Genomic DNA, 19,261 nt, shown 5'->3' on the forward strand with positions numbered 1-19,261 from the left:
GAGGTCAACTGGCCTGCGAACACGGGTGCCGGCCGACGAGGTGCGCGCCACCGATACGGTTTGGCTAGCCATACGGGACGGGTTACCCTAGGAGCCGCGTAGGAGCGCAACTCGTGTCCTTCACCCCATCGGCCCCAGAGCGGGCCCTCGCGCGTATCGGACACTTGGTCCAGGGCAAGTATCGGGTTCGCCGACTGCTCGGGATAGGTGGTTCGTCCGCGGTGTATGCGGCCGCGCATCGCAATGGGCACGAGGTGGCCATCAAGTTTCTCCTGCCGCACCTCGTGGGCGAGGAGGATGCTTATCGGCTGTTTCGCCGCGAGGCGTACGTTGCCAATCGTGTTGGGCATCCGGGCACCGTTCCCGTGCTGGACGACGACTTGGACGAGCAGGGGGTTCCGTTCTTGATCATGCCCCTCCTCGAAGGGGAGACCCTGCGCAGTCGATTGCAACGGGTTGGCGGCCGCATGCCCCTGGCCGAAGCCTGCGTGCTCATGGCGGACGCGCTCGATGTGCTTGCGAGTGCCCACGCCAAAGGCATCGTGCACCGCGACATCAAACCGGAGAACCTCTTTCTCACGCGCGAAGGCGTCGTGCGCGTCATGGATTTCGGTATTGCGCGGCGCGGCGACACCAACCCGACGTTCACCTTGGCCGGGCGCATCGTCGGAACGCCCGCGTTCATGCCGCCCGAGCAAGCCGTTGGCGAGAAGACCGGCGGCCCGCACAGCGATTGCTGGGCCGCGGGGGCTACCCTCTTTCTCCTGCTCTCGGGGGAGACCGTCCATCGGGCCCCGAGCACGGGCTCGCTGTTGGTCGCCGCGGCGACGCGGCATGCACGGCCCCTTGCCTCGGTCGTCGAAGACATACCGCCCGCCGTGGCGAGCGTGGTGGATCGTGCCCTCGCGTTCGATCCTGCGAATCGGTGGGCCTCGGCCCACGAGATGCGTGAAGCCCTGCTCGCGGCCTTGGAAAGCGTCTCGGGCGAACTTGCGGCGGACATCGGGGCGCGCGTGCATGCCCATGTCGTCGCCAGCATGGGCAGCCACCCGAACGAGGGTGAAGCCGAAATGCCGCGACAGCGCGCCCACGAGGACGTTCAGTCGGGCCTGCGCGCCCATGAAGAGCGCATCCTTCACTGCGGCGACGGGATGGCGTTCGCGCAGATCGAGGCGTTGTGCATCTCCGTCTGGGTCGGCGGGTCTTCACCGGGAAGCTTCACCCTCGGGCGAAACCTCCTCGGAGAGATTCTGCGCGATCGCAAAAGTCGCATTGGATGGCTCTGCGTCATTGGGCCAGACGTCAAACTGGAGGACGAAGCCCTGCGGCAGGTGTCGGCGGAGATCGAGTCGTACGGGGAACAGATCCTCTGCGCCTCGGTCGTCATCCTCGGTGACGGCGTTCGCGCCGATATGAACCGCAGCACCATTTCTGGGATGGCCGTCATCCTCTCACGCCGCCTCCCCGCGGCGACGTTCCACTCCGTGCCCGCGGCGCTTCATTGGATGACGCGGCACATGACCATCGACCCGCCCGAGAAGGCCGCACGCTGTGTGGAAGATCTGGTCTGCCGACTGATCCCCTCGTACACGCCGAACCCCTACTCGAAGGCGATCTCGCTTCCCGGCGGGCGGACGCTCCACTCGGTCGAAGGCTTTGCCACTGGCGTGCTCGGACGCCTGTACCTCAACGCCTGGGAGCGCGGCACGGGCGACGCCGTTGCGCATCCGCATGCGGGAATCGAGGAAGCGATTCGGAACGAGCCGGATGGCATCGGGCTGCTTTGCGTCATCGGGCCCGCCGTCCGGCTCACGGAGCGCTTGACCCGCCTCGCCGTGGCATCACTGGCCACGCATGGCGACTCTCTCCGATGCTTCGCCTTCGTCACCCAGATCGAATCGAGCACCGAGGTCGCGGAGCGCATTACCTCGGGGGCATCGCTGATTCTGGCGAACAAGGTTCCATACAGTCGCTTCCCCAGTGTTTCCGAAGCGGTCGCCTGGATGGCCAACTACATCCCCGTCGAACCGATCGACGAGACCGTGCGCAGCATCGAACGGTTCCGGCGCGACATCGCGAGCCCCCCGAACGCCCCGAGCGAGTGAGGCACTCGAGGCGGACGATGGATCGCGATGCTCAGTGCGTCATGTGCTCGCGCGTAACACCGGGGTGCGTTTCGTCGCCCGGTTCATGGCGCGGGTTGGCCGTCAAATGCGAGCCGTCGCGGGAGGCTTGGGCGAGAAGCAAGTCCTTGCGGTAGATGAACTGCTCGCGCGAGTCGTAGGGCACGGCGTGCAGGCCGGTGTCCATGCGGATCGCGTCGCAGGGGCACGCTTCGACGCAGTAGCCGCAGAAGATGCAGCGCAGCTCGTCGATGACGAACTTCACGGGGTAGCGTTCGTAACCGCGGCGCGGATCGCCCTCGGGGTACTCACCGGCCTCGATGAAGATGCACTGCGCGGGGCACGCGGTGGAGCAGCAGAGGCACGCCACGCAACGCGGGCTTCCGTCGTCGCGCTGCGTGAGGCGGTGCAAGCCACGGAAACGCTCCGGATAGGGGCGCTTTTGCTCGGGATACGAGATGGTCGTGATGCCCTGCGCGATGCTCTCGGTCACCGGATCGGGGCGCTCGTTGCGGACCATCTCCTTCGTGTTGCGGAAGAAGTGCCGCATCGCCACCGCGAGACCTTTGAAGATCTCGGGCAGGTACACCTGCGTGGCCGGCGTCGGCTCCACGTGCGCCACGACGTAAGCGTTGTTCGGAGACGGCGGTTTTTTCGGGAAGGTCGCGGTAGCCATGGTCTTTATCTTCCGAAGGATGAACCTTAGAGCTGCATCGGCGTCGTTTCCGTACCGCCACGCGCCTGGGCGAAGTTGGCGGAGGTTCCGACGATCCAGTACTGACGACGCACCGGGGCGAAGAAGCCCACCACGCCGCGGATGACGAAGAAGGTGACGACGAGCGCCACGGCGAGCTGGCTCAGATCGGCCGCGACCTTGAGCGCCGTGCCAACCTGCCCCGACGGCTGGTCGAGGGCGAGGTAGATGCAGCCGGTGAGGAACACGTTCGCCAGCGAGAACGGGAGGAGCACGCGCCAGCCGAGCTTCATCAGCTGGTCGTAGCGGAAACGCGGGAGGCTCCAGCGCACGAAGGCCTGGAACACGCAGACCGCGAGCACCTTCCCGAAGAACGCCACCACACCGAGGATGCTCATCCAGATGTGCGGAATGGCTTGGTGCACCAAGGTGAGATCGCCGATGGCGATGGTGAGTCCGTCGCGGTGGAAGAACGGGATGTTCCAGCCACCGAGGAAGATCGTGACCAGGAGCATGCTGCTCGTGACGACCTCCATGTACTCGGCGAAGTAGAACATGCCGAACTTCATGCCCGAGTACTCGGTGAAGTAACCGGAAACGAGCTCGCTCTCGGCCTCGGGAAGGTCGAACGGGATGCGCTTCGACTCGGCGACGGCGGCGGCGAAGAAGAGGAAGAACGCCAGCGGCTGCACGAAGATGCCCCAGCTGTTCTCCCCCTGCCAGCGGACCATGTCGTCGAGACGGATGGTGCCGTAGATCATGAAGGCGCCGATGAGCGAAAGGCCCATCGTGACCTCGTAGCTGACCATCTGGCTTGCGGCGCGGAGGGCGCCCATCAAGCTGAATTTGTTGTCGCTGGACCAACCGGCGATGGCCGCGCCGACGATGCCCTGCCCGGCCAGCGCGAAGACGAAGAGGATCCCTGAGTTGAGCGGCGCCACCGCGAGCTCCACGGGGCGCATGCCGCGCACCGTTTCGACGCCGAGGCGCGAGATGGCCGGGAAGATCGTGTGGCCGTCGGACGCCGCGCGGAACAGGTACTGCGGCAGCACGGTGTCACCCATCGGGATGACCGCCACCAGCGCGAGCACCGGCACCATCGACAGGATGGGCGCGAGGCCGAAGAGCAGCTTGTCCGCGTTCGGCGGGACGAAGTCTTCCTTGAAGAAGAACTTCAAACCGTCGGCCGCCGTGTGGAGCAGGCCCGCGGCGCGCAGCTCGAACTTGCCGATCTTGAGCACCGCGCGGTTCGGACCGACGCGGTCTTGCATCATCGAGCTCTGACGGCGATCGAGCCACGTGAGGAGCGCGGCGACGTTGATCAGAAAGCCGATCATGATCGCGATCTTCACGATCGTCCAGATCCATTGCGCAGGGGTCATCGGGGTCGTTCTCTTGCTTGGAGCTAAGGAAACTAGGGGGTCTGGGAGGCCTGAGGCGACGGGCTGACGGCCGTTGCGTCAGGGACGGTGGGCGCAGACGTCCATCGCGCGCGCACCTGCTTCAACTTGGTCCACGAGGTGTCGTACCCGAGGGCCTGGCCGACGTCGGCCACGAGCTTCCACGCAGGCTCGGAAGCGCCCTGCGGCTCGATGGCCTTTTCGGTCACTTGGTGGATGCCCTTGGCGTTGACGTAGGTGCCGGAAGCTTCCGCCCACGATGCCGCGGGAAGCAGCACGTGCGCCGCGTGCGCGAGCAATCCCTCGTGCGCCGCGATGACGACCAGCGCCTGCAGCCGCTCGAGCGCATGCTTCGCACGCTCGCCCAGCTCCGCAGACGCATCGGCCGGCGTCTCACCGCCGAGCGCGATCACGTGGGTCACCCTTCCCGCCTCGATGTCGTCGAGGAGCGAAGAGAACGGCCGCACGCCGGAGGCCAATTCGAGCACGCCGCGCGTGTTGGGGTTCTTGTCCTCGTGGATGAGGATCGCGTCGTGGTAGCCCTCGGCCAGCCCCGTCGCGTAGATGGCGCGGGTACCGAGGTATGCGCCCGCGAGCTCGCGCAGCGCCCAGTTGTCCTCGAGCGAATGCTGCGCCGAGAGGACCACGGCCACCGTCTCACCGGGCACTGCCTCGAAGTAGCTCTTCGCCTCGGCGAGGGCCTTCTTCACCGCGACGACCGAGCCCTTCACGCGCGGCTCGATGAGGCGACCTTCGTGGGCGCGCTTGTAGCTGACCATGCCCTCGTCGCACATCCAGTACGCGTTGACCTGCTCGTTGTCGCGCGGGCGGTAGCGGTACACCTTGTTGTAGCGCGGGTCGTAGTCGAGGTGCGAGTTGCAGCCCGTCGCGCAGCCCTGGCAAACCGACTTGGCCGTGCGGAGGAACCAAACGCGCGCCTTGAAGCGGAAGTCCACCGTGGTGAGCGCGCCAACGGGGCAGACGTGCTCCGTCATGAAGGTGTAGTGGCCCGTGAGCTCCTTGCCCGGGGCGACGAAAATCTCGTTCAAGTTGCCGCGCTCGCGCATGTCGAGGACGGGATCTTTCGCGACCTCGTCCATGAAGCGGATGCAGCGCGTGCACATGACGCAACGCTCGGCGTCGTACACGATGGAGGGACCGAAACGCACCGCCTTGGGCTTGTGGATCGGCTCGTCGCGCATGCGCTTTTGGTACTGGCCGTGCTCGACCCAGTAGTCCTGGAGCTTGCACTCGCCGGACTGGTCGCAGATGGGGCAGTCCACCGGGTGGTTCAGGAGCAGAAACTCCTGCACGCCCTTGCGCGCTTCCTTGACGTTGTCGCTCGTGTCGCCCTTCACCTGCATGCCCTCGGCCGCGGGGATCTGGCACGAAGGCTGGAGCTTCGGCTTCTGCCGCGGCTTGTAGTCGCCGATGGCGGCGTCCCACTCGAGCACGTCGAGCATCATGCCGCGCTGTCCGGGCGGCGGCGCGATCTCCACGAGGCACATGCGGCAGTTGGCCGGCGAGCTCAGACCCGGGTGCCAGCAGTAATGCGGGATCTCGATGCCCTGGCGATAGGCCGCCTTGATGATGGTCTCGCCGGGCTCGAAGGGGATCGTCTTGCCGTCGTAGGTGAAAGTCGGCATCTCGTGGAACCTATGGTTGCAGCGTCAAGGAGAGAGAAAGCGGGGTGCGATCAGTGGTCACACTCGCCGCCGATCATATTGAGCGAGCCGAAGGTCGGCACGATGTCGCTGATCATTCGGCCGGTGATGAGCCGCGAGAGGCCGCTCGTGATGGGGAAGCACGGCGGGCGAATGCGCACGCGGTACGGCGTGCCGCTGCCGTCCGAGACGAGGTAGAAGCCGAGCTCGCCGTTGCCGCCCTCGGTGTACGAGTAGCACTCGCCCTTGGGGACCTTGGCGCCCTCCATGACCAGCTTGAAGTGCTGAATCGTCGCCTCGATGGTCGTGTACACGTCGCGCTTCTCCGGGAGGATGACGCGCGGGTCGTTCACGTTGACCGGTCCGTCGTCGGGCATGCGCTCGAGCACCTGCTCGATGATGCGCTTCGACTGACGGATCTCCTCGAGACGCACGAGGAAGCGGTCCATCGTGTCGCCGACCTTGCCGACGGGCACGTCGAAGTCGACCTCGTCGTACTTCAAGTACGGGTGCGCCTTGCGCACGTCGTACGCGACGCCGGAGGCGCGCAGGCACGGGCCCGACCACGAGAGCGCGACGGCGTCTTTGCCGCTGATGATGCCGACGTTCTCGAGGCGGTCGATGAAGATGCGGTTCTTCAGCAGCATCTTCTCGCCCTCTTCGACGATGTGGATGATCTGCTTCAGCGCGCCGTGGCACAGCTCCTTGAAGTCTTTCGTGGGCGGAGCGGCCATGCCGCCGATGCGCCCGAAGGAGTGCGTCAGGCGTGCGCCCGTTTCCTCCTCCATGATGTCCCACACCATCTCGCGCGCCTTGACGAACCAGAGGAACGGCGTGAAGGCGCCGAGCTCCATGGCCATGGCGCCCGTGCAGGTGAGGTGGTCGCTGATGCGCGCCAACTCGCCAAGGGCCATGCGGTACCACTGGCAGCGATCCGGCACTTGGATGCCGCACATCTTCTCGACGGCCAGCGCGTAGCCGACGTTGTTGAGCATCGGCGAGACGTAATTGAGGCGGTCGACGTAGGGGAAAACCTGCGCCCACGTGCCGCGCTCGCACATCTTCTCGAAGCCGCGATGCAGGTAGCCGATCTGCACGTCGGCCTTGACGATGGTCTCCCCCGACAGCTCGAGAACGATGCGCACGGTGCCGTGCATCGCCGGGTGCGACGGGCCCATGTTCAGGTGCATGGGCTCTGCGGGCAGCTCGAGCTCGCCCTCTTCCAGCTCGAGATCGATGGGCTCCATTCAGCTCACGTCTTTCTTGTTCGGGGGGGTCGCCACCGACGCCTCGGCCGGCAGATTTGCATTGAGCGCGTGGTCGGCGCCGTTCCCGTTGGCCTCGTGGGGCTTGACCGAGCGAACGACGCCCTTCGGCAGGGCCGTGGGGTTCTCTTCGTCGTTGCGGTGCAGCCAGTCTACGCGGCCGAAGGACATGCCTTCGTCGGCGCGGAACGGAGCCTGTTTCTCGAGGGGCACGCCGGCCTCGGCCTCGGTGCGGTACTCGACCAGAGGCTGGGTCTTCTGCGCCGGGTAGTCTTTGCGCAGCGGATGGCCCTGGAACTCCGGGTACATCAGGATGCGCCGCAGGTCCGGGTGGCCGCGGAAGGTGACGCCGCTCAAGTCGTACACTTCGCGCTCGAACCAGTTGGCGCCCGGCCAGATGCCCGTGACGCTGTCGACCTCGGCGCCGTCCATGTCTTCGTCGCCCACGCGCGTCTTCAGGCGCACGCGGTGACGTCGCGTCGTCGAGTAGAGGTGGAGCACCACCTCCATGCGCGGCAGGCGGGTCGGGTAGTCGACGCCGCACAAGTCGATGAACATGTCGAAGTCGAGCGTGGCGTCCTCGCGCAGGTACTCACAGACGCTCTTCCAGCTCTGTGCGGTGACCACCGCGGTGTCGTCGCCCAGGTCGCTGTGCGTCTCGAGCACGGCGGTGCCGAACTTCGTTTTCAGCTTTTCGAGGACGGCCTTACTCATGGCGGATCCCTCGGCCCAGGTCGCGCAGGGCCTTCTCGGCCTTCATGCGCGCCTCGCGCTCGTCGATCGTCAGCTGGTCGTCGCCGCGGCGCAGTTGCACGAGGCCCGGCACCGGGTCGGTGCGGGGCTTCACGATGGCCGGCGTGCGGTCGCCGCGCGCGATTTTGTCCTGCAAGAGCATCAGGCCGTCGAGCACCGCCTCGGGGCGGGGCGGGCAACCGGGGACGTACACGTCGCACGGGATGACTTTGTCGATGCCCGGCACCGTCGTGTAGTTGTCGTAGAAGCCGCCGCAGCTCGCGCACGTTCCGAAGGCGAGCACGTACTTGGGCTCCATCATCTGCTCGTAGATGCGCCGGAGCGCGGGGGCCTGGCGCTGGCTGATGGTGCCGACGACCCAGAGCAAGTCGGCCTGGCGCGGGGAGAAGCGCGGGGCTTCTGCACCGAAGCGCGCGATGTCGAAGCGGGGGCTGGTGAGCGCCATGAACTCCATCCCGCAGCACGCGGTGACGAAGGGGTAGGCAAACAGCGAGTACTTGCGGGCCCAGCCGAGGAGCGCGTCGAACCGGGTCGTGGCGAACCCTTTTTCGCTGCCCTCGAGTGTCAATGTGTTCGTCGTCATCTTCTTTTCTTTCCTAGTTTTCCCACTCCAGCGCGCCTTTTCGCCAGACGTACATGAGGGCGACGACGACGACGACGAGGAAGCCGAACATCTCGGCCAACCCGAACCAGCCGAGGGATTTGAATTGGACCGCCCAGGGATAGATGAACACCGTCTCGATATCGAAGACGACGAAGAGGATGGCGGTCAGGTAGAATTTGACGCTCAGTTTGACGTGGCGTCCGCCCGAGCTCTCCGAGCCGCACTCGAAGGGCATCATCTTTTCCGGGGTGGGCTTCTTGGGCCCGAGAAGCGTGGCCCCGATGAAGAAGAGGGAGGCGACTGCGCCGGCGACCCCGATGATGAGGAACATCGGTGCGTACTTTTGGATGAGGAGCATCGTTGCCTTCTTGATTAGCGCGCTATTTCGACAAGTGGAACGACTTTGGGGTGGGGGAATAGTGGTATCCCAGGGCCCTGTCAATCCCCGTGCCTCAGCCCCGGCCCAGGAGCGTTTCCTGGGCCAAACCCGACATCCGTTCCCCTGCGCGTTCTCCTACGAAACGCGAGCGCCCTACCCTGCGACGACGATGGCCTTCCAGGCGGTGAGCGCCGGCCCCAGGGCAACCTCGATCTTTTGGATTTCCTCGGCCAGCTCCCGCTCGCCGACACCGGCCTCGAGCGCGGCCCGGAAGCAGCCGTAGGCCGCAACGTGTTTGCCCCGCCCCAGCAAAGCGCGCCCCAAAAGCGGCATCACCTCCGCGTTGCCCCCACCGAAGGCGAGCGAGCGCCGCAGCGGGGCGATGGCCTCGCCGGCGCGGTCGCTGATGAGCAGGGCCTCCCCGAGGCGTCGGAATAGGTCCGCCGCCGCCACGCCCTCTTGCGCGTACTGGATGCCGATGCGGAAAACCTCTTCCGCTTGGTCGACCTCCCCGAGGTGCACGCACGCGGAGCCGAGCAAGCCCAGGCCGCGCGCGATGAGCCCCCGCGCGTCGGGCGCGAGCATCTGCCCCTCGGGCGTGCGCAGGAAGATGGCGAGTGGCGCCGGCCAGGCCCCGAGCAGGGAGACGACCTTGGGCCACTCTTGGCGAAGGGCCGCGGCCTCCGCCTCGGCGACCTTGGACAGATCGATGGCGCTGCGCGAGCCGGACGCGATGCGATCGAGCTCGTCGCGCACGTGCGAACGGATGCGCGTGCGGAAGTTCTCGAGCTCGTACTCCTCGTCGCTGCCGTCATGCGAGACGAGCAGCTGCTGGCGCGACTTGGTGAGAATCAGCCGGCGCAGCGAGTAGCCATAGAGCGGCGCAAGAAGCAGGTAGCGCACGCCGATGTAGAGTTGGATCGCCTCGGTGTCGGTCTCACGCGAGGGCAACGGTGGATCGCGTTCCTCTTCGACGAGGAGCGCGCCGACCAAACGGCGGCGAAAATCCGCCAGGGTAAGGCGCTGGGGTTCGAGATCACCGTCGCCATCCCCTACGCCCACCACGAAATCGACCAGTGTTTGATCTGGACTGCGACGGTCGACGGTCAGCGCGGTGATGCGTGCGCCGACGATGATGGAAAAGGCGAAAAAGCGCTCGCCTACGATTTCGCAGAGCGCTTGGAAGCTCCCGATCCCTTCGCCGATGCGCTCGAACCAGCCATCGGTGCGGACGGCGTCGAGTGAAAAATCTTGTCGCTTTTCGGCCATACGGGAAGCTTTTACCGTGCCATGTTTCTCGTCTCTTCCGCAAGAAGCGTGAGAGACCTATCTCCAATGCCTACAGACAGGCATGACACCGCACCCTTCACAGCGGGAGGGGTCGCGCCGGGATGGGCAGCGCTGGAGCATGCCCATGTGGCAGAGCGAAAAGTCGTATTTCGTCGGGTCATCGGCGTCGAGGCGCGCCAGGGATGCGGTGATTTCCTCGGTGGCGCGCCAAGTGAGTCGGTCCTGGCGGGTGAGGCCCAGGTTGCGCGAGAGCTTATGAATGTGCGTGTCGACCGGCATGAGCAGGTGCGACGGTTCGATGGGCCAGAGGCCGAGGTCGATGCCGTCGGCGGGGCGGACCATCCAACGCAAATAAAGGAGAAGCCGTTTGACGCCGCTGGAGCCGCGCGGATCGGGCAGCAGATGCGCCGGGCCCCGGCGGGTGCGTGAGCGGAGCTTTCCGGCGTCGCGGATGGCGTCGCAGAACGCGGCCAGCGCGGGGCGGATTTCCCCGTGTTCCTGGAAGAGGACGGCAAAATACTGACCAAGTGTTCCGTGCGTGCGCTGCACGGCGCGGGCGCCGAGGAGGAGGCGCGCGAGGTCATCGCCGATGAAGACGCGGTGCTTCCACCCGCGCAGCCTCGCCTTGAGGGCGGCAGGATCGCCGTCGGCCGCGCGCGAGGGGCTCGGCCCGACGCGATCGAGCAGATCGCCGAGCTTGGCCAAAATGGTCTTCACATTTCCAAAGGCCACCGATGCGGCCACGAGCCCGACGATCTCCCGATCGAGCGGGTCCGCATACCGGTGCACCACGCCCACGGGATCCGACGTCCGCCGCGCGGCCAGATCCGCCCGAGCACGCACCGCATCGAGCGCCGCGCGCAGTTCCTCGTCACCGACCTTCACGCTCGTACTATGACTGAAAGGGATGACGGAGGAAAAGCAGCCGGAGCGATTGAAGCGGCTCGAGGAGTTCACGCTGGCGGATCTCGAGACGGTGCGTCTGATTTTGCGCGGCGATTCGGTCATTGACTGGCACCGCCTGAACTTGCGGGACGAGGAGGAGGTGCGCGAGATCTTGCTGGCGCAAGAGTTCCACCCCGACGAGCCGGCCGACCGCACGCGCATCGAGTGGCTGAAAAACGAGGCCATCAGCTATTTGCGCCGCCACTTCGAGTACCCGATCCCCAAGCCGGTCGAGCGCGCCACCATCGAGGAGATGCTCCTGCTCGCATCGACCCGCGGGCACCGGCAGACGTGTGCCTGCACGATTTTGAAGTGCATGCACATCATCCAGCACTTGGAGGGACGCGAGCTGCTCTTCCTCCTGCCCCTCTCCGACCAGGAGATTTTCCACGTCGTCGAGGAGAAGGTTTACCGGGTCATCGGCAGCATGCTGGCCGGCGGTTTTCCGATTACCGAGTTCGTGGGCGGGCGAAAGAACAAAGATTCGCTCTATACGAAATTGCTCTCCAAGCAAGATACCGTCGCCGCGCAGATTTACGACAAATTGCGTTTTCGCATCGTCACGCGATCGTACGACGACATTTTCCCGGTGATGCAATATCTGTCGAAACGACTCTTCCCGTTCAATTACGTCATTCCGGGCCAGAGCATCAATTCGATGTTCCCGTTTCGCGACTACTGTAAGAACAATGCCCATCTCCGGCCAATGCTCCCGGAGATGCAGGCAGGGAAAGACCTGGACTACACCCCGACGGACAATCGCTTCACCGCCGATACGTACAAGATCATCCACTTCGTCGTGGACATGCCCGTCCGCCTTCCGCGCCGCCTCCTCGAACGCGCCCCGTCCAGCGCCTGGGGCCTGGGGCCTGTCATCTTCGTGATTTGCGAATTTCAAATCATCGACCGCGAGACCGAAGCGAACAACGAGCGCGGCGAAGCAAGCCACGCCAAATACAAAGAGCGCCAAAAGAAAGCCGTCATGCGCCGCCTCCAACTGGGCATGCGTGAAATGCGACTACCGCCCGGCAGCAGCGGTCCGCCAAGTCGACGAAAACGCTGAAGAAGGAAACCGCCAGGACGCCAGGGTCGCCAGTGGGTCCAACGGAAAAACCAAAATAAGAATATTTTGTTTTTTGATCAAAATATTTTTTTAATCAAAAACCCTTCTTCTAAGTGTCGTTTCCATTGGCGACCCCTGGCGACCCTGGCGTCCTGGCGGTTAAATCTCAAAAGACCTGACGGCCGTTTTGCACCGGGCGCTCCAAGGCGAGCAAGACGACGCCCTCTGGCGTGTCGACGCCGGTGACGAGGACTTCGGAGGTGAAGGGGCCGATGCGCTTGGGGGATAGGGAGACGACGCAGACGACTTGGCGGCCGACGAGGGATTCGGGGGTGTAGAGCTGCGTGAGTTGGGCACTGGACCTTTTTTCGCCCAGGTCTCCGAGGTCGATCCAGAGCTTGTACGCTGGTTTTCGAGCCTCGGGAAAGGCTTCGACGCGGACGATGGTTCCAACGCGGAGGTCGAGTGCAAGGGCCATGGATACGGTGCATCTTGGCCCGGACGCGCGCGGGCGTCTTGTCCGAAGCTGCGGGCGCGTTGTTCGAGGCTCCGCCCCGAGGCTCAGAAGGTGCCGACCACCGACACGCCGTAGCCGCTGCGGCCGATGTTCGCGGGGCTGACCTGCATGTGCAGCTTTTGCGGGCGTGGCGGCGCGTTGCGGCCTTCGACGACCACCGTGCGGCGTGGCTCGGGCCAGATGAAGGCGCCGATCAGTTGCAGCGCGCCCACCGCCTGGAAAACGCCGTCGACCGCGATGAGTACGCGGTTGGCCGTGTCGCTGCTGCAGCTTCTCTCGCCCGGGCCGTTGCAGGGCCCGCGATCCCCGAGGTCGAGCCATGGGCCGACGACGGGAATGAGCAAGTTGCGATCGCCGTCGCGTTCACTGGTGGTGCCGACGACGGCGGCGGGGACGTAGGCAAGACCGAGGGTGAGGACACCGCTGTAGAGCAGCTTGCGGTTCGGTCGCCACGAGTCCGAGGTCGTATCCTGTGACGCAGGCGTCGTCTGTCCTGACTGGGATACGACGACCGGTGCCGAGGTGATGTGCGTGGTGCCCGGCGAGGCCGCGGGAGGCTGGGGCGACTGCGGGGACTGCGGGGTTTGGGGCGTTTGTGGAGCCTGCGGCGTTTGTGGAGCTTGTGGAGCTTGTGGAGCTTGTGGAGTTTGTGGGGCCTGCGGGGCTTGTGGAGCCTGGGCCGCGGGCGGCGCCTGTGGAGACTGCGGCGCTTGCGGCGTCTGGGCGAAGGATTGCGCCGTCGCCGTAAGGGTGAAAATGGCAGTCGTCACCGTCATCGCCGCGTGCGGCGAACGCAAGAAGGGTCTCATGGTTTTCGCTCCTCTCCGACGAGCGCGTTTGCCGCGTCGGTCCGGAGAGGAGCCGGTGCAACGATGGTGCCTGCCACCACGGTTGCGTCGGGTCGCGTCGATCCGATCAGCGCGATCCGCCGCCGTTCGCGCCCCAGATGGTGCCGGTGCGCCAGCGCAGTGCGGTGGCCTCTTTGCTCAATGCGAAACGGGCCAAATCGCCTGCGAGCGCGTGCGAGAAGATGGTCGCCACCGAGTGCTCGTTCATGCCGCCCAGGGCGCGCGCGAAGTGCGGATCGAGCGCCCGCAGCTCGTCGACTGTGGCGAGGAGATCGCCCGTCACGAGGAAGGCCACGCGCAGCTCCGCGTGGGCGACGGATCGCACCAAGGCTTCCATCTCCGACGGCGTCGGCCCCACGGGCGCATCGAGGCGGTAGGCCAGATCGGCGAGCAATTTGCGCTGCTTGCGCCCGATGGCCCGCGCCACGCGCGGCTCGTACTCGGCAATCAACTCCGCCAAGTGACGTTCACGCACGTCGTACGAATACTGGGGGTTCGCATGCCGCGCGGCCGCCGTGAGCAGCGCTTGCACGTGCGGCGGCGGCAGATCCTCGATCCACGGCACGCCCAACGCCACGCGGGTGAGCGCACGCCCCAACGCCGCGAGCTGCCGCGACTCGGGCAGGTCCAAGTGGCTTTGCGGAAAGACGATCCACGGCACGTCCTGCGAGACCACGCGCGTGTACCCCACCGCCTCGGAGACGTAGAGCTCCACCTCGGGCAGGCGCAAGAGCCACATCAGGCGCTCGAACAACGGCCGCAGCGGATGCCCGCTCCGCGGCCCCACGCGATCGCGCGAGGTGACGCCGAGCTCGTGGGCCGTCGAGCGGAACAGCTTTCCCTCGCTTCCGGAGAGCGCATACGCCACATCGAGGAGCACGTGCCGGCCCTCGGGCGGCACCACGTTGTTGACCAGGCTCGCGCGGTCGAGCGGTTCGGTACTCGTCCCGTCGAAGGCCAGACGCCGCCCGCGCAGCCACATCTGGCTCGCGTCATCGAGCGTCCCCGCCAGCGCGCGCAGCTCGCGCACCACCAGCGCCTCCTCGGTGCGACGCTCCGCGGCCAGGGTGCGCTCCATGAGCTCCAGCCCGACCGCGGGCGCGCGCAGGGCCAGAAACGGCCGCGAGTCGGGGATGAGCAAATCGAACAGCGTCTTGGTCGCCTCCTCGGGCCGCCCGGCGAGGCTCAATGCCGCACCGAGGTGGAAACGCGTCTCGTGCATCGCGGGTGAGAGCGCCAGCGCCGCGCGTAAGTGCGTGATGCCTTCCTCGATTTGGCCGAATTCGACCTCCAGTTGGCCCAGGGTCGACAGACAAATCGCATCCGGCCGGCCAATCTCCTGCGCCCGCTTGACGATGCCCCGCAGCGCCGTCATGTGCGCCTTGCGGTCCAAGCCCTGCGGCGTGGTGTGCCAGGCCACGAGCCGATCGAGCAACCCCGGGAGCCACGCAATGGCCTCGCAGAGCGCGCGCTCGGAGCCGGTGCGATCCTCCAAGGTGGCCCGCACCTGCGACAGATCCAGGTAAATCGCCCCTTTTTGCTCCGGCGCCGTCTCCACCCGGCCGAGGCGCTCGAGCAGCGAGGAGATCTCCTCGCGCACGGGACGCTCGTTGGCCTGCGGCGAGCTTCCCAGCCGCCGCACCAAGCCGCGCAGCGCACGCGCACTCATCGGATCGATCTCCAGCGCGGCGCGCAGCACCCGATCCACCTGGTCCGGCTTGGAGAGCACGCGCTCGTACAAGCTTCCCAGGGCAAACAGGGCGGTAAGGCGCGGATCGCCCGCCGAGACGGTGTTGCGGCCATCGGCGGTGAGGCCCGGGCCGCGCGCATGCTCGACCACCGCCTCGAGCGCGTCGACCGCCTCCGGCCACGCACGCTGCGCGATGTAGAGCTCCGCCAACGTGAGCAGCGACGGAATGTGCTTCGGCGCCACCTCGCGCACGCGGCGCATCGCATCGACGGCCACGGTGAGGTCTTTGAGCTCCGTGCGTGCAAGGCGCGCGATTTCGCTGCCCAGCATCACGATGGCGTCGGGCGCATTCGCGCGGCGGATGGCGCTGCGGAACACCTCCACCAGGCGATCGGGCCGGTGCTGATCCGCCCGCACCGTCGCGAGCCGCCCCGCCACCGGGATGGACTCGGGATCGGCATCGAGCGCGCGCTCGAGCAATTCGACGGCACGCGTGCGCCGGTGCTCGGCCGTGCCCAGTCGCACGTCCTCGGGCGCGGCGAGGAGCAAATCGGCCGCCTCCAGCAGATGCCGCGCGCGGATCTTCGGATCCTGCGCCAAATCCGCGAGCGACGTCGACGCGGCCACCCCGGCCTCGCCATCGCGAAGCTGCGAGGCAAAGCGCGCCGTGCCCACCGCCGCGGTGACGCTGAGCGCGTCCATGGCGAGGGCCTTGCGGTAATGGTCGAGCGCCGAGCGCGCGGCCACGCTGGGGATATCGCCCGGCAGGTGCGCACCCAAGCCTCCATTGCCATCGCCCCACGGCATGTACAAATGCGCGAGCTCCGAATGCATCATGAGGCGCGACGTATCGTCGCTCGGACGCGTGCCGGCCGACTTGAGCGCGAGCAACACGAGCAGGGCACTCGTCGCCGATGCGCGCGCCACGCCATCGCCCGCCCGGGCGAGGGCCACCGTGCGCCGGAAAATCGCGTCCAACGCATTTCGATCCTCGGGCGCATGCTCCAAAATACGCGTGTACACCGAGGTGTCGCCGCTCTCGGGAAGCCGCCACTCCACCAAATGCGCCATCGACCAGAGCGCCCCGAGCCGCGCAATCGGCGCGTGCAGCGTGGTCGCCTGCAGCGAGAGCGCGTTGGCCAAAAGCGGCAGCGAGTCGGTGGTGCGCGCCAACGTTTCCAAGGTGCGCAGCGCCGGCAGGTGGGTCGTGTCGCGCGCGCTCACCGCCTCGAGCAACGTGATGGCGCGCCGCGGCTCGGCCTCCGATTCCACGAAGAGCATCGCCCGCTCGAAGGAGCCATGGCTGCCGCCGCCTTCCAGCTTGCCCGAAGGATCGGCCACGTCGGACCCGAGCCGCGCGGCCAAGCGCACGAGGCGCTCGAGAAGCAGCGGATGCGACGGCGCCTCGTTCAGCGCCCGCCCGTACAGCGCCGCGGCGCCCTCGTCGTTGCGGAGCGAGTACTCGTCGATCTCCGCCGCACGCAGCAGGTGGCGCACCCGCTCGAACGGCGTATCGGCCTGGTTGGCCTGCGCAATGAGCTCATCGCGCAGCGCGGCCCACTCGCCGAGGGCCTCGAGCAATCGCGGAATCGCCTCCGGTGGCACCGGGTGCGCCGGGTCGAGCTTCTGCACGGCGCGCAGCGCCTCGATGGCATCGGGCACGCGTGCGAGCCGGCTCTGCACGATCTCCGCGCGCGCGAGCCAGAGGTAAATCTTCGACTCTTCGTCCTTCGTCGCCTCGATGCGCTCGGCCAGCGCGGACGCCGCCTGCTCCCAGCGCCCCGCCGCCTCGTGCAGACGCACCTGGAGCGCCCGCGCTTCCTCGTGGGCGGGGTTCACGCGCAGCACATCGTCGATGAGCGAATGCGCACGCTCCGGGTCCTCGAAGGAAAACGCCGCCGCCGCGCGCGTCCTCAGGTCGAGCGCCTCGTCGCGGCGCTCCGGTGCCGAGGTGATGCGCGCCTCGTCGAGCAACGCGCGTCCTAGTGCCCGCGCATCCCCTGCCCTGGCCGCCGTTCGCTGCAGCCCCACGATGGCGCTTCGCCGATCGGGTTCGATGTCGAGCACCTGCTGGAACGCACGCGTGGCCAGCGCCGCATCGCCCAGCGACTCCTCCCAGAGCAACGCTGCGCGCTCCAGGTAGCCGACCCGCCGCACCGGGTCCTTCACCTCTTCGGCGGCGTGCATGTAAATCGCAATGCGGGCGCGCGCCTCCGCCTGCTCGACGGGTGGCAACGTGAGCAGACGCGTGAGCGCCTCCACCACCTCGACATCCGCCGGGGCCGCCGCAAGCGCCGCCCGCAAGTGGAGGATCGCCTCCGCAGGGCGACCCATCGCCTCGGAAATCTTCGCGGCGCGCATCAGCAAGCGCGCGCGCTTCAGCGGATCCTCCTCGCGCGCGGCCACGTCGGCCCAGAGCTGCGCGCGCCGATCCTCGCGCCCCACGCTCGCGAGAAGGCGATCCGCCGTCTCGAGCAACGTGGGATCCTTCGGGTCGAGTGCGCGCGCCCGCTCCACGTCCCCCAACGCCGTGGCGGTGTCGCCCGCGCGCTCGGACAGCGCGGCCATGAGGCGCAGCTCGTAGGCGAGGCGGCGCGGCTCTTCGATGTAATGCGCACGCGCCCGGCGCACGCGGATCGCATCGCGCAGCCGCCCGGCCGATTCGTGAAGCACCACGAGAAGGTCGAGCACGCGGCGGTCCACCGTCTCCGCCGTGGGCGCCCGCGAGTGGGCCCGCTCCAGCAAGGTCACCGCGCGGTCCGTATCGCCCAGCCGCGTGGCCGCAAGCGTCGCCGCATCCAGCTCGAGCCGCGCGCGGCGTGCCGGCTCGGTCTCCACGCCCGATTCTTCGACGAGCAACTCGAACAGCGCGGCCACGTCGTTGTGACGGGCCGCGTGCCGCACACAGGCGCTTCGCACGGGGCCCACGCCCGGATCCAGCGCCAGTGCCTGACGCAGCGCACTCCAGGCAGCCTTCGCGTCGTTCAGCTTGCGATCCAAAATGCGCGCGCGCTCCACGTGAAGCCACGCCGCGAGGCGCGGTTCGGCGCCGTACGCATCGGCCATGCGCCCGAGGTGGGCGGCAAGCCGTTCACACACGCCCGACGGTGGAGCATCCCGTCCCGCGTCGCGCACCAGCGCGGCCTCCAGCCCTTTCAGCGAGGCCGGATGGCCCGCCGCCACCGAGAGCGCCGCCTCCCACGCCTCACGGACCGCCTCGGATTTCTCGTCGGCCGCCTCCAAAAGGCGCGCTTTTTCGGCCAGCAGATCGGCCCGCTCGCCGTCGCCCGTGGCCGCCACCACCTCGTGCTCCAGCGGCTCGAGCAGCACACGTGCCGCCCCGCGAGCATGACGCGCACGGCGCACTAGGGCGTGGGCCATCACCAGCGACGGCTCGATGCGAAGGGCCGCCTCCGCATGCTCCAGCACCCGCGCCCCATCCCCTGTCGCCTCGTCCAACACGGCGAGCTCCAGGTGCGCACGCGCCTGGGCCAGCTTATCGTCGCCCTTTTCGAGCACGGCCACCCGCGCCTGCAGCTGCGCCGTCAATTGCTCGAGCGGCGATTCGACCCGCACCCGCACCTCCGGCGGCGGCACACTGGGCGTTTCCGCCCGCGCGGCACCGGTAGGCGGCGGGGGGGAATGGCTCTCCCGCGGTAGGGGCGGAGCCGGTCGGGCACGGGGTGGGAGCGACGGCTTGTCGACCGATCGGGGTGCGCTCGGAGGCTCGTCGGGGACGGCCGACTTTCCACGCAGCGGCACGGGCGGCGGACGCCGTTTGGACTCGATCGGGGGTGCCTGCGGCTTGGCGACCTGCTGTGCCTGGCTTGCAGCCTCCAACAGCGTGGAGCGCGCTTCTTCGACGTTCCACCCTTCTTCCAAGTCGAGCAGCGACAACTCGACGGTCCGCACTTGCCCCAAACCTGCGGCGGGGGAGGTGGGGGGTTGCGGCGGTGCCTGCGGAGCCGGTTCCGCGGCAGGCGGGATGCTCGGAGGCTGCAATCCGGTCACCGTGTCACTCACGAT

General features: G+C 67.1%; 13 protein-coding genes and 1 pseudogene. 2 read left to right on the top strand and 12 right to left on the bottom strand.

Features of this window, described 5'->3' with window-relative positions:
* The first annotated feature begins 113 nt into the window (after positions 1-113).
* Positions 114-2,105: a serine/threonine protein kinase gene (locus LVJ94_30500; GenBank protein WXB01239.1), complete on the top strand. Its 1,992-nt coding sequence runs from the start codon at positions 114-116 to the stop codon at positions 2,103-2,105.
* A 31-nt stretch (positions 2,106-2,136) separates the two neighbouring features.
* Here LVJ94_30500 and LVJ94_30505 read toward each other — a convergent pair whose 3' ends face one another.
* The 9 genes and pseudogenes from LVJ94_30505 to LVJ94_30545 form a co-directional block, all read right to left on the bottom strand.
* Entirely contained in the window at positions 2,137-2,799 is a 663-nt protein-coding gene (locus LVJ94_30505) for an NADH-quinone oxidoreductase subunit I (GenBank protein ID WXB01240.1), read from the bottom strand.
* 26 nt (positions 2,800-2,825) lie between these two features.
* Positions 2,826-4,199, bottom strand: a complete 1,374-nt coding sequence (locus LVJ94_30510; GenBank protein WXB01241.1) for an NADH-quinone oxidoreductase subunit H — start codon at positions 4,197-4,199, stop codon at positions 2,826-2,828.
* A 32-nt stretch (positions 4,200-4,231) separates the two neighbouring features.
* Positions 4,232-5,863 carry a 2Fe-2S iron-sulfur cluster-binding protein gene (locus LVJ94_30515; GenBank protein WXB01242.1) on the bottom strand — a complete coding sequence of 544 codons (1,632 nt, stop codon included), beginning with the start codon at positions 5,861-5,863 and terminating at the stop codon, positions 4,232-4,234.
* 50 nt (positions 5,864-5,913) lie between these two features.
* Positions 5,914-7,128, bottom strand: a complete 1,215-nt coding sequence (locus LVJ94_30520) for an NADH-quinone oxidoreductase subunit D (protein ID WXB01243.1) — start codon at positions 7,126-7,128, stop codon at positions 5,914-5,916.
* Entirely contained in the window at positions 7,129-7,860 is a 732-nt protein-coding gene (locus tag LVJ94_30525; GenBank protein ID WXB01244.1) for an NADH-quinone oxidoreductase subunit C, read from the bottom strand.
* 160 nt (positions 7,861-8,020) lie between these two features.
* Positions 8,021-8,482 (bottom strand): annotated as a pseudogene (nuoB, locus tag LVJ94_30530) (NADH-quinone oxidoreductase subunit NuoB).
* 13 nt (positions 8,483-8,495) lie between these two features.
* Positions 8,496-8,861, bottom strand: coding sequence for an NADH-quinone oxidoreductase subunit A (gene ndhC, locus LVJ94_30535; GenBank protein WXB01245.1), 366 nt, complete (start codon positions 8,859-8,861; stop codon positions 8,496-8,498).
* A 174-nt stretch (positions 8,862-9,035) separates the two neighbouring features.
* Positions 9,036-10,151, bottom strand: a complete 1,116-nt coding sequence (locus LVJ94_30540; protein WXB01246.1) for a hypothetical protein — start codon at positions 10,149-10,151, stop codon at positions 9,036-9,038.
* 57 nt (positions 10,152-10,208) lie between these two features.
* Positions 10,209-11,057: a TIGR02757 family protein gene (locus tag LVJ94_30545; GenBank protein ID WXB01247.1), complete on the bottom strand. Its 849-nt coding sequence runs from the start codon at positions 11,055-11,057 to the stop codon at positions 10,209-10,211.
* A gap of 22 nt (positions 11,058-11,079) precedes the next feature.
* On the opposite strand from LVJ94_30545, the gene LVJ94_30550 reads away from it, so the two are divergent.
* The gene (locus LVJ94_30550; protein WXB01248.1) at positions 11,080-12,180 is read left to right on the top strand and encodes a TIGR04552 family protein; all 1,101 of its coding nucleotides are present in this window, start codon (positions 11,080-11,082) and stop codon (positions 12,178-12,180) included.
* A 166-nt stretch (positions 12,181-12,346) separates the two neighbouring features.
* Here the strand turns inward: LVJ94_30550 and LVJ94_30555 are convergent, their stop codons facing one another.
* The 3 genes from LVJ94_30555 to LVJ94_30565 form a co-directional block, all read right to left on the bottom strand.
* Positions 12,347-12,658, bottom strand: coding sequence for a tRNA-binding protein (locus LVJ94_30555; GenBank protein WXB01249.1), 312 nt, complete (start codon positions 12,656-12,658; stop codon positions 12,347-12,349).
* Positions 12,659-12,741: 83 nt separating this feature from the next.
* On the bottom strand, positions 12,742-13,506 hold the full coding sequence (locus LVJ94_30560; protein ID WXB01250.1) for a hypothetical protein: 765 nt from the start codon (positions 13,504-13,506) through the stop codon (positions 12,742-12,744).
* Between the two features lie 106 nt (positions 13,507-13,612).
* Positions 13,613-19,258, bottom strand: a complete 5,646-nt coding sequence (locus LVJ94_30565; protein WXB01251.1) for a hypothetical protein — start codon at positions 19,256-19,258, stop codon at positions 13,613-13,615.
* Positions 19,259-19,261: the final 3 nt, after the last annotated feature.

The organism is Sorangiineae bacterium MSr11367 (assembly GCA_037157805.1).
In the GTDB taxonomy this organism is placed as follows: domain Bacteria; phylum Myxococcota_A; class Polyangia; order Polyangiales; family Polyangiaceae; genus Pendulispora; species Pendulispora rubella.

Bases quoted from the DNA above. Each gene is read 5' to 3' on its own strand.
- LVJ94_30555 (WXB01249.1), bottom strand. From the start codon at position 12,658: ATGGCCCTTGCACTCGACCTCCGCGTTGGAACCATCGTCCGCGTCGAA.
- LVJ94_30560 (WXB01250.1), bottom strand. From the start codon at position 13,506: ATGAGACCCTTCTTGCGTTCGCCGCACGCGGCGATGACGGTGACGACT.
- LVJ94_30520 (WXB01243.1), bottom strand. From the start codon at position 7,128: ATGGAGCCCATCGATCTCGAGCTGGAAGAGGGCGAGCTCGAGCTGCCC.
- LVJ94_30505 (WXB01240.1), bottom strand. From the start codon at position 2,799: ATGGCTACCGCGACCTTCCCGAAAAAACCGCCGTCTCCGAACAACGCT.
- LVJ94_30515 (WXB01242.1), bottom strand. From the start codon at position 5,863: ATGCCGACTTTCACCTACGACGGCAAGACGATCCCCTTCGAGCCCGGC.
- ndhC (WXB01245.1), bottom strand. From the start codon at position 8,861: ATGCTCCTCATCCAAAAGTACGCACCGATGTTCCTCATCATCGGGGTC.
- LVJ94_30550 (WXB01248.1), top strand. From the start codon at position 11,080: ATGACGGAGGAAAAGCAGCCGGAGCGATTGAAGCGGCTCGAGGAGTTC.
- LVJ94_30525 (WXB01244.1), bottom strand. From the start codon at position 7,860: ATGAGTAAGGCCGTCCTCGAAAAGCTGAAAACGAAGTTCGGCACCGCC.
- LVJ94_30510 (WXB01241.1), bottom strand. From the start codon at position 4,199: ATGACCCCTGCGCAATGGATCTGGACGATCGTGAAGATCGCGATCATG.
- LVJ94_30540 (WXB01246.1), bottom strand. From the start codon at position 10,151: ATGGCCGAAAAGCGACAAGATTTTTCACTCGACGCCGTCCGCACCGAT.